Raw genomic sequence first — 9,650 nt, 5'->3', positions numbered from 1 at the left:
CGTAGGAGATGCTGCCCTTGCCGTCGGCCTTCTCCAGCCCGCCGATCCGGTGCTGCAACCCCGGCGTGCCCGGAATCGCCCACTCCCGGGCCAACGTCTCCGGATCCCGGACGTACGGCCAGTGCTCGCCGGAATCGTCGGCGGCGTTGGGTTCGGCGGCGAAGGCGACCGAAAGATCCGGCAGCGCCTCGACCTCCGGGACCAGCCACGGCTCGGAGCCGTTGGCGATCGAGCCGTCGGACAGCAGCAGCACCGGGGTGCGGTAGGTCAGCGCGATCCGGGCCGCCTCAAGTGCGATGTCGAAGCAGTCGGCCGGCGAGCACGGCGCCACCACCGGCACCGGGCACTCGCCGTTGCGGCCGAACATGGCCTGCAGCAGGTCGGCCTGCTCGGTCTTGGTCGGCAGCCCGGTGGACGGCCCGCCGCGCTGCACGTCGATCACCAGCAGCGGCAGCTCGGTCATCACCGCAAGCCCGATCGCCTCGGACTTCAGCGCGATGCCCGGGCCGGAGGTCGACGTCACGCCGAGCGCGCCACCGTAGGCGGCGCCGAGCGCGATGCCGATGCCGGCGATCTCGTCCTCGGCCTGCACCGTCGTCACACCGAAGTTCTTGTGCTTGCTCAGCTCGTGCAGGATGTCGCTGGCCGGCGTGATCGGGTAGGAACCGAGCAGCACCGGCAGTCCGCTGCGCTGCCCGGCGGCCACGATGCCGTAGGCCAGCGCCGTGTTGCCGGTGATCTGCCGGTAGGTCCCGGACGCCAGCTTGGCCGGCGCCACCTCGTAGGTGACCGCGAACGACTCGGTGGTCTCGCCGTAGTTCCAGCCGGCCCGGAACGCCAGCACGTTCGCCTCGGCGATGTCGGGTTTCCGGGCGAACTTCTCCCGCAGGAACCGCTCGGTGCCCTCGGTCGGCCGGTGGTACATCCAGGACAGCAGACCGAGCGCGAACATGTTCTTCGCCCGCTCGGCGTCCTTCTTGGACAGTCCGGTCTGCTCCAACGCGCCGCGGGTGAGGGTGGCCATCGCCACCTTGTGCACGACGAACCGGTCCAGCGACCCGTCGGTCAGCGGGTCGGCGTCGTAGCCGACCTTGGTCAGGTTGCGTTTGGTGAACTCGTCGGTGTTGAGAATCACCGTTCCGCCGGCCGGCAGGTCGGCGATGTTGGACTTCAACGCCGCCGGGTTCATCACCACCAGCACGTCCGGCCGGTCGCCCGGGGTGAGGATGTCGTAGTCGGCGAAGTGCAGCTGGAAGCTGGACACACCCGGCAACGTCCCGGCCGGCGCCCGGATCTCGGCCGGGAAGTTCGGCAGCGTAGCCAAATCATTACCGAACGCGGCGGCTTCGGACGTGAACCGGTCACCGGTCAACTGCATGCCGTCACCGGAGTCACCCGCGAACCGGATGACAACCCGGTCCAGCTTGCGGAGCTCGGTCGGCCGAGTGCTCCCTAGCTCGCCGTTACCCCCGTCCAGATCACCATCCATGGTGGTGCTCATGGCTTGTCGATCCCTCTCTGGGACAGCCTAGGTCTCCCGCTGCCCTCCGACCTCCAGCCTAGCCCCGCCTACCGGCTGCTTCCGTTCGCTATCTGTACATCGCCTTGAGTAGTCCACATCGTGGGCCTGGACCGCATCCAGACGCGGCACAGATCACATTTCCATTGTGAACCTTCCCGAGAGGTGGGACCGGACACCGGGCTCACCGAGATCGGGAGATCTTTTCCCGCATGGCGGCCAGCAACTCTGTGAACGCCGGCCGGGTCATCGACTCCAGCTGCGCCACCAGCTCGATCTCCACCGCCTCGGCGTGCTCGGTGAGCGTGGCGGTGGTGCGCAGCGTGTGTTTGGTCGACAGGACCAGCTCGCGCGGCGCGGCCGCGGCCGGACCGGCCAGCTCGACCGCGGCCGCCACCAGCGCATCGTGATCACCGTCGACCGTTCGGAGGGTGAGCCCGGTCCGTTCGGCGGTGGCGGCGTCGGCCTTCTGGCCGAGCACGGTCATGGCCATCGCGGTCTGCGGTCCGACGATCCGCTGCAGCATCCAGGTCATCCCGCCGCCCGGATGCAGGCCGAGCTGCAGGAACCGGGCGTCGAACCGGGCCAGCGGGCCGGCCAGCCGGACATCGCAGGCCAGTGCCAGGTTCAGCCCGGCGCCGACCGCCGCCCCGCCGACCGCGGCGATGGTCGGCAGCGAGCACCGGGCCACGGCAAGGAAACCGGCGTAGATCGAGCGCAGCCCGGTCTCGTGCGCCGCGCCGAGCGCGGTGAGGTCGGCCCCGGCGCAGAACGCCGGCGGCGCGCCGGTCACCACCACGGCGCCGATCTCCTCGTCCGCCTCGCACTCGGCGATGCGCTCGGCCAGCCGGGCGGAACTGGTCAGGGTCAGGGCGTTGCGGCGATCGGGGTCGTTGAGCGTGATCACCGCGACGCCGGCACGTCGCTCGAGCAGCACGGAGTCCGGGTCCATGGCGGCCTAGCTTATGGGGGGCTCGGGTGAGGGGGAGCGTTCGAGCAGCGTGGAGAGCACCACGGTGGACACCGTGCGGTCGATCATGTCCACCGCCCGCAGGTGTTCGAGCGCGTCCTCGAGGTGGTGGATGTTCGCCGCGCGCAGGTGCACCACGGCGTCCGCCGCGCCGGAGACGGTGTAGGCGGCGATCACCTCGGGCAGCGGCTCGAGCCGGGCCCGGATCCGGTCGGGGCTGACGTTGCCGCGGCAGTGCACCTCGACGAACGCCTCGGTGCCCCAGCCGAGGGCCTCCGGGTTGACCACGGCGGTGAAACCGCGCAGCACACCGGTGTCCAGCAGCCGGTCCACCCGGCGCTTGACCGCGGGGGCGGACAGCCCGACCACCTTGCCGATCTCGGCGTAGCTGGACCGGGCGTTGGCAACCAGCTGCGCAATGATTCGTTGGTCAATTACGTCCATGCGCAACATTCTGCCGTAAAAAGCGCCATCTGCGATATTGATTGCTTGTCGAAGCCGAACCTACATTGGATTCATGACGACCGTTCCTCTGCCCGGCGCCGGTCCGCGGCCCGCACAGCACGCCTCGATCGTCATTCCGATCGAGGACCGGATGCCGACCCGCCGCCGGTACCTGATGTGCCCGCCGCGGTACTTCACCGTCGAGTACTCGATCAACCCGTGGATGGACCCCGGCGTGCCGGTCGACACCGAGCTGGCGTTGGCGCAGTGGACCGCGCTCAAGGACGCCTACCAGGACCTCGGCCACACCGTCGAGACCATCGAGCCACAGCCCGGCCTGCCGGACATGGTGTTCGCGGCCAACTCCGGCACCGTCGTCGACGGGCGGGTGCTCGGCGCGCGGTTCCGCGCCCCGCAGCGCGCCGCCGAGGCCGACCACTACCGGCGCTGGTTCCTCGACCAGGGCTACCGCGACGTGGTCATGCCCACGGCGATCAACGAGGCCGAGGGCGACTTCGCCTGGACCGGCGAGCTGCTGCTGGCCGGCACCGGGTTCCGCACCGACCCGGAGGCGCACGCCGAGGCGCAGGAGGTGCTCGGCGTGCCGGTGGTCTCGCTGCGCCTGGTCGACCCGCGCTACTACCACCTGGACACCGCGCTGTTCGTGCTCACCGAGAGCGGGGGCGGGGCGCCGGCCAGCGTCGCCTACTACCCGGAGGCGTTCTCGCCCGGCTCACAGCGGGTGCTGCGCCGGCTGTTCCCGGACGCCGTCATCGCCACTGCGGACGACGCCGCCTGCCTCGGCCTCAACGGGGTCTCCGACGGGCGGAACGTGATCCTGCCCACCGAGGCCAAGGAGCTCGCCGACCAGCTCGCCCACCGCGGCTACCGGCCCATCCCGATCGACGTCTCCGAACTGCGCAAGTCCGGCGGCGGACCCAAGTGCTGCACCATGGAGCTGCGGGAATGATCGCCGGTCAGCGCACCAGCATGGTCAGCGCGTCGGCGAACCCGGTTCCCCCGGCGCTCCCGGTGGCCAGGCGGCGCAGCTGGATGCCGGCCACCAGCGCGACCACCGGGCCGGCCAGCCGGTGCGGCTCGGGCACGCCGAGTCCGGACAGGACGGTCAGGGCGATCTGGTCGTAGGCCGCGAAACAGGCCGTGGCCGCGTCCCGCAGCGCCGGATCCCGCCCGGCGTGCACGAACAGCTCCAGCGAGGCGATCCGCTCGCTGCCGAACGGGACTCCCTCCGCAACCTGCGCGACCAGCTCGGCCGCCTGCTCCAGGCTGACCGCCTCGCCGCGGCGCCGGTCGGCCACGTCGAGCAGCCGGGCGGTCTCCTCCCGGATGAACAGCAGCAGGCTGTCCCGCAGCAGCTCCTCCTGGGTCTCGAAGTGGTAGGTCATGGTGCCGAGGGACAGTCCGGCCTCCCGGGCGATCCGGCGGTTGGTCACCCCGCCGATCCCCTCCGCGCCGACCACCCGCAGCACCGCACGCAGGATCCGGGTCCTGGTGTCCGTCACGGCAGCTCCTCGCAAGCTCGGTGCTGCCGAACCCCGTCGCCTCGCAGGCTCGGCGCCCGGGGCAGTGCTCAATGGTTCGCTCGCAAGCTCGCTCACGGAATCCGGTACGGGGGCGTGTGCTCCTGCCACCGCCGCACTCCTTCCAGTTGCGCGGCCAGCGAGATCAGCAGTTCCTCGCCGTCCGCGGGCCCGAGCAGCTGTACCCCGACCGGCAGTCCGACACCGGTGAGCCCGGCCGGGATGTTCAGCGCCGGCCAGCCGAGCACGTTCCACGGCCAGGCATACGGGCAGGCGTCGATCATCAACCGGTCGGTCTGCCAGCCGCGCAGCCCGTCGATCGCGCCGATCGGCAGCGGCGGTTTGGCGGTGGTCGGCGCCAGCACCACGTCCACCCGGTCGAAGATCCGACCGACCCGGCGCTGGAAGATCCCCAGCGTCGACCGGGACAGCCGCAGGGCAGGCCCGCGCAGCCACCGTCCGACGTTGCCGTTGCCCCGGGTGCGCGGATCGAGCAGGGCCTGGTCGGGCACCTGGCCGCACCAGTCGGTGACGCCGGCGAGCGACCGGGGCAGGAAGTTCAGCCCGATCGGCCCGTAGTCCGGCTCGTCGCGGACCACCTCGTGGCCGAGGGCGGTCAGTGCCGTGACGATCCGCCGCACGCCGGCCACCACCTCGGCGTCCGGCCGGCCGCGCCGGACGCCGCCCCAGGCCGGGCGCAGCGACAGCGCGATCCGCAGCCGTCCGGGCTCCCGGCCGGCCGCGGCCCGGAACACCCCGCCGGGGCGGGACCCGTCGTGGTGCCCGGCCAACACGTCCAGCAGCAGCGCGGCGTCGGCGACCGTGCGGGCCAGCGGGCCGCTGGTGGTGATCCCGTTGAACAGCTCGATGTCCGGCAGCGCGGAGAGCCGCCCGCGCTGCGGCTTGATGCCGACCAGGTGGTTCCACGCGGCCGGGATCCGGATCGAGCCGGCCCCGTCCGAGCCCACCGCGGCCGGCACCACCCCGGCGGCCACGGCCACCGCCGACCCGCCGGACGACCCGCCCGGCGTGTACCCGGTGTGCCACGGATTGCGGGTGACGCCGAACGCCTCGCCCTCGGTGACCGGCCACTGGCCGAACTCGGGGGTGTTGGTCTTTCCGACGATCACCGCGCCGGCCGCCTTGAGCAGCCGGACCAGCTCGCAGTCCACCAGCTGCACCGGGAAGTCCCCGGCGCAGCCGAACGCGGTCGGCTCGCCTGCGACGTGCATGTCGTCCTTGACCGCGATCGGCACTCCGAGCAGCGGGCCGCGTTCCCCGGCGGCCAGCCGCCGGTCGGCCTCGGCGGCCTCGGCGAGCGCGGCGTCCGCCCGCACCCGGCGAAACGCGTTGAGCGTCGGCTGGGTGGCCGTCACCCGGGCCAGCGCGTCGCCGACCAGCCGGGTCGAGCTGACCGTGCCGTCGGCGAGCCGCTCGGCGAGCGCTTCCAGTCCGGCGAAGCGGAGGTCCTCGGTAGGTGCGGTGGGCACGGCCGGCTCCTTTGTTCGTTCGAACGAACGATAGCACGGTTGAGGGCGCTCGGCCGGGCAGGTGATGATGGTGCCGATGAGCGTGCAGTCCCCCCGCACGACCCGCCCACCGGTCGCCCTGTGGCGGGTACCGGTCACCCGGATCGAGCGGATCACCCCGCGGCTGGCCCGGATCACCGTGGCCGGCGCCGAGCTGGCCGGCTTTCCCGGCGCCGGAACCGACCAGAACGTGATGCTCTACTTCTATCCGGACGACGTGGTGCTGCCCGAACCGTTGACCCTGGAGTCGGCCAGGGCGATCTGGTCCCGGGCGCGGCCGCGGACCCGGACCTACACCGTCCGCCGGCACGACCCGGCCACCGGTGAGATCGACTTCGACTTCGTGCTGCACGGCGAGCACGGCCTGGCGTCCGCCTGGGCGCAGCGGGTCCGGCCCGGTGACCCGCTGATCTTCGTCGGCCCGTCGCCCGCGTACCGGCCGGACCCCGAGGCCGAGGTCTTCCTGCTGGCCGGGGACGAGACCGCAGTGCCGGCCATCGCCGCGATCCTGCCCGCGCTGCCGGCCGGGGCGCGGGCCCGGGTGCTGCTCGAGGTGGCCGACGCCGCCGAGGAGCAGCCGCTGCCGGCCGGTACCGAGGTGACCTGGCTGCACCGGGACGGCCGCCCGGCCGGGCGCACCGACCTGCTCGAGCGCGCCGTGCGCGCCGTGGACCTGCCGGCCGGCGCGACCGAGGCGTGGGTGGCCGGCGAGCGGTCCGCGGTGCTCGCGGTGCGCCGGCACCTGCTCGACGAGCGGCGCTTCCCCCGGCATCGGGTGCGCCCCACCACATACTGGCGGCACGGCCAGAGTGGCAACTAACTGACCAGGAACTTCATCGCGTTCGGGATCGTTTTCCGGGTGGCCGGCCTGGGGATGACGACACGGAGGCACGCGAGCGTGCACAGGCACTACAACGGGGTGAAGACCGCCCTGCTGCTCGGTGGCATGAGCGCCCTCATCCTGTTGGTGAGCTCGCTGTTCGGGCCTACGGCGCTGTACATCGGGTTCGCCATCGCGCTGCTGATGAACGGCTACGCCTACTTCAACTCGGACAAGCTGGCGCTGCGGGCCATGCGGGCGCACCCGGTGTCCCAGGCCGAACAGCCGCAGATGTACCGGATCGTGCGGGAGCTGGCGATCTCGGCCCGCCAGCCGGTGCCTCGGCTCTACGTCAGCCCGACCATGGCGCCCAACGCGTTCGCCACCGGGCGCAACCCGCGCAACGCCGCCGTGTGCTGCACCACCGGCATCCTCGAACTGCTCGACGAGCGCGAGCTGCGCGCCGTGCTCGGCCACGAGCTTTCCCACGTGTACAACCGGGACATCCTGATCTCGTCCGTGGCCGGCGTCCTGGCCAGCGTGATCTCGGTGCTGGCCAACCTGGCCATCTTCGCCGGCCTGTTCGGCGGCTCCGACGACAACCGCCCCAACCCGCTGACCATGCTGCTGCTCGCGGTGCTCGGGCCGGTCGCCGCCGGCATCGTGCAGATGGCCGTCAGCCGGTCCCGCGAGTATCAGGCCGACGCCTCCGCCGCCGCCCTCACCGGCGACCCGCTGGCCCTCGCCTCCGCCCTGCGCAAACTGGACGCCGGCACCCGGGCGCTCCCGCTCGCGCCGGAGCCGGCGATCGTCTCCCAGTCACACCTGATGATCGCCAACCCGTTCCGCCCCGGCGAGCGGGCCGCCCGGCTGTTCTCCACCCATCCGCCGATCGCCGACCGGATCCGGCGGCTGGAGGAGATGGCGGGCTAGGCCCCGGTCGCCCCGGCGGTCCGGGCCACGGCCATCACGTACTCGCCGTAGCCCGACTTGGCCAGCCGGCTGCCCAGCGCGTAGCAGGCCTCGGCGTCGATGAAGCCGCGCTCGAGGGCGATCTCCTCCAGGCAGGCCACCCGGACCCCGGTGCGGTGCTCGAGCACCTGCACGAACTGGCCGGCCTCCAGCAGCGAGTCGTGCGTCCCGGTGTCCAGCCAGGCGAACCCGCGGCCCAGGTCGAACAGCCGGGCCCGGCCCTGGCGGATGTACTCGGAGTTGACGTCGGTGATCTCCAGCTCGCCGCGCGCCGACGGGGTCAGCCCCTTGGCGATCGTGACGACCTCGTTGTCGTAGAAGTACAGCCCGGTGATCGCCCGGTTGGACTTCGGCTTGGCCGGCTTCTCCTCGATGCCGATCAGCTTGCCGTCCCGGTCCACCTCGCCGACACCGTACCTGCCGGGATCCTTGACCTGGTACCCGAACAGCACCGCGCCGTCCAAAGTGGACACCGCGCGGTACAGCATCTCGGAGAAGCCCACCCCGAAGAAGATGTTGTCCCCCAACACGAGGGCGACGTCGTCGGAGCCGATGAAGTCCGCACCGATCACGAACGCCTCGGCCAGGCCGTTGGGCGCCGGCTGCTCGGCGTAGCTGAACGACACGCCGAACTGCGCGCCGTCGCCGAGCAACCGCCGGAAGTGCGGCAGGTCGACCGGCGTCGAGATGATCAGGATGTCCCGGATGCCGGCCAGCATCAGCACCGACAGCGGGTAGTACACCATCGGCTTGTCGTAGACCGGCAACAGCTGCTTCGACACCGCCTGGGTGATCGGATGCAGCCGGGTCCCGCTCCCTCCGGCGAGGACGATGCCTTTCATTGCGCTCCCACGGGGCGATAGCTTCGGCAACGGTACCCGAGGCACGAACTGTTGGGGGTCGCATGACCGACGCCGCCATCACCCGCGAACGCGGCCGCGCTGACCGGTACCACGAACAACTCTGCCGGGTGGCCTACCTGGTCGGCTACTACGGCGCCCGGGCCGGCCACACCGCCAACCCCGACCTCGCCGAACTCGTCCGCCAACTCGACGAGATCACCCGCGACGATCAGCGATAGTTGGTGAACTGCAGCGCGATCCCGAAGTCGGAGGTCTTCAGCAGGGCGATGACCTCCTGCAACTGGTCCTTCTTCTTGCCGGACACCCGCAGCTGGTCCCCCTGGATCTGCGCCTGAACCCCCTTGGGCCCCTCGTCCCTGATCTTCTTGGCGATCTGCTTCGCCTTCTCCGAAGCGATCCCCTGCACGATCGTGCCGGTCACCTTGTAGACCTTGCCGGACACCGCCGGCTCGCCGACCTCGAACGCCTTCAGCGAGATGTTGCGCTTGATCAACTTCTCCTTGAACACGTCGATCGCCGCGCGGCAACGCTCCTCGGTCTCCGCCTGGATGGCCACCGCCTCCCCGGCCCAGCTCACCTGCGCCCCCGTACCCCGGAAGTCGAACCGCGTCGACAGCTCCTTGGCAGCCTGGTTCAACGCGTTGTCCACCTCCTGCCGGTCGACCTTGCTCACCACGTCAAACGACGGATCCGCCACAGAACCTCCACCTCCACCCGTTCGGAGTCGCCCGGATGCTACCCCCCACCCCACACCCCCACCCCCGCCCCGAACCCGTTTGCACCCCACCACCCCGCCCCAGGTAAAGTTTCGCCGACCCCGGCGGGTTGCCCGAGTGGCCAAAGGGAGCTGACTGTAAATCAGCCGCGAAAGCTTCGGAGGTTCGAATCCTTCACCCGCCACCATCACTGCAATTCCACCGTTTCCTAAGGGACTGAGTCCCGAAGCGGGTAGCGGATTGGTCTGGTCCAGGCCCGTTGATCAGGTTGAAGTA

11 protein-coding genes and 1 tRNA gene are annotated in these 9,650 nt (G+C 71.1%); 5 read left to right on the top strand and 7 right to left on the bottom strand.

Going from position 1 to position 9,650, the window contains the following annotated elements:
• The 3 genes from VFV67_RS36125 to VFV67_RS36115 form a co-directional block, all read right to left on the bottom strand.
• Positions 1 to 1,501, bottom strand: a 1,501-nt coding sequence (locus VFV67_RS36125; protein WP_326475225.1) for a 2-oxoacid:acceptor oxidoreductase subunit alpha, incomplete at its 3' end; no start/stop codon positions are given.
• Between the two features lie 202 nt (positions 1,502 to 1,703).
• Positions 1,704 to 2,471 (bottom strand): enoyl-CoA hydratase, encoded by a 768-nt coding sequence (locus tag VFV67_RS36120; RefSeq protein ID WP_326475224.1) that lies wholly within the window; start codon positions 2,469 to 2,471, stop codon positions 1,704 to 1,706.
• A gap of 6 nt (positions 2,472 to 2,477) precedes the next feature.
• Positions 2,478 to 2,933 carry an Lrp/AsnC family transcriptional regulator gene (locus VFV67_RS36115; protein ID WP_326475223.1) on the bottom strand — a complete coding sequence of 152 codons (456 nt, stop codon included), beginning with the start codon at positions 2,931 to 2,933 and terminating at the stop codon, positions 2,478 to 2,480.
• A 151-nt stretch (positions 2,934 to 3,084) separates the two neighbouring features.
• Here VFV67_RS36115 and ddaH point away from each other — a divergent pair, with 151 nt between their 5' ends.
• Entirely contained in the window at positions 3,085 to 3,903 is an 819-nt protein-coding gene (gene ddaH, locus VFV67_RS36110; RefSeq protein WP_349256511.1) for a dimethylargininase, read from the top strand.
• Between the two features lie 7 nt (positions 3,904 to 3,910).
• On the opposite strand, the gene VFV67_RS36105 is transcribed toward ddaH, so the two are convergent.
• Positions 3,911 to 4,456: a TetR/AcrR family transcriptional regulator gene (locus tag VFV67_RS36105; protein ID WP_326475222.1), complete on the bottom strand. Its 546-nt coding sequence runs from the start codon at positions 4,454 to 4,456 to the stop codon at positions 3,911 to 3,913.
• A 92-nt stretch (positions 4,457 to 4,548) separates the two neighbouring features.
• Positions 4,549 to 5,964: an amidase gene (locus tag VFV67_RS36100; protein WP_326475221.1), complete on the bottom strand. Its 1,416-nt coding sequence runs from the start codon at positions 5,962 to 5,964 to the stop codon at positions 4,549 to 4,551.
• Between the two features lie 76 nt (positions 5,965 to 6,040).
• Between VFV67_RS36100 and VFV67_RS36095 the strand changes: the two genes are divergently transcribed.
• Entirely contained in the window at positions 6,041 to 6,823 is a 783-nt protein-coding gene (locus tag VFV67_RS36095; protein ID WP_326475220.1) for a siderophore-interacting protein, read from the top strand.
• A 78-nt stretch (positions 6,824 to 6,901) separates the two neighbouring features.
• Entirely contained in the window at positions 6,902 to 7,756 is an 855-nt protein-coding gene (gene htpX, locus VFV67_RS36090) for a zinc metalloprotease HtpX (protein WP_326475219.1), read from the top strand.
• Here the strand turns inward: htpX and rfbA are convergent.
• Positions 7,753 to 8,637: a glucose-1-phosphate thymidylyltransferase RfbA gene (gene rfbA, locus VFV67_RS36085; protein ID WP_326475218.1), complete on the bottom strand. Its 885-nt coding sequence runs from the start codon at positions 8,635 to 8,637 to the stop codon at positions 7,753 to 7,755. The genes htpX and rfbA overlap by 4 nt on opposite strands.
• A 62-nt stretch (positions 8,638 to 8,699) precedes the next feature.
• Here rfbA and VFV67_RS36080 point away from each other — a divergent pair, with 62 nt between their 5' ends.
• Entirely contained in the window at positions 8,700 to 8,876 is a 177-nt protein-coding gene (locus VFV67_RS36080; protein WP_326475217.1) for a hypothetical protein, read from the top strand.
• On the opposite strand, the gene VFV67_RS36075 is transcribed toward VFV67_RS36080, so the two are convergent.
• Positions 8,867 to 9,355, bottom strand: a complete 489-nt coding sequence (locus tag VFV67_RS36075; RefSeq protein ID WP_326475216.1) for a YajQ family cyclic di-GMP-binding protein — start codon at positions 9,353 to 9,355, stop codon at positions 8,867 to 8,869. The genes VFV67_RS36080 and VFV67_RS36075 overlap by 10 nt on opposite strands.
• A gap of 122 nt (positions 9,356 to 9,477) precedes the next feature.
• Here VFV67_RS36075 and VFV67_RS36070 point away from each other — a divergent pair.
• Positions 9,478 to 9,561, top strand: a tRNA-Tyr gene (locus VFV67_RS36070).
• Positions 9,562 to 9,650 lie beyond the last annotated feature (89 nt).

This window comes from Actinophytocola sp. (assembly GCF_035762905.1).
In the GTDB taxonomy this organism is placed as follows: Bacteria; Actinomycetota; Actinomycetes; order Mycobacteriales; family Pseudonocardiaceae; genus DASYTH01.
The sequence above is the reverse complement of the archived record's forward strand: the minus strand, read 5'-3'. Positions and strand labels throughout refer to the sequence as shown.

Coding starts and splice junctions, on each gene's coding strand:
- VFV67_RS36120 (WP_326475224.1), bottom strand. CDS start 2,471: ATGGACCCGGACTCCGTGCTGCTCGAGCGACGTGCCGGCGTCGCGGTG.
- VFV67_RS36115 (WP_326475223.1), bottom strand. CDS start 2,933: ATGGACGTAATTGACCAACGAATCATTGCGCAGCTGGTTGCCAACGCC.
- ddaH (WP_349256511.1), top strand. CDS start 3,085: ATGCCGACCCGCCGCCGGTACCTGATGTGCCCGCCGCGGTACTTCACC.
- VFV67_RS36095 (WP_326475220.1), top strand. CDS start 6,041: ATGAGCGTGCAGTCCCCCCGCACGACCCGCCCACCGGTCGCCCTGTGG.
- rfbA (WP_326475218.1), bottom strand. CDS start 8,637: ATGAAAGGCATCGTCCTCGCCGGAGGGAGCGGGACCCGGCTGCATCCG.
- VFV67_RS36080 (WP_326475217.1), top strand. CDS start 8,700: ATGACCGACGCCGCCATCACCCGCGAACGCGGCCGCGCTGACCGGTAC.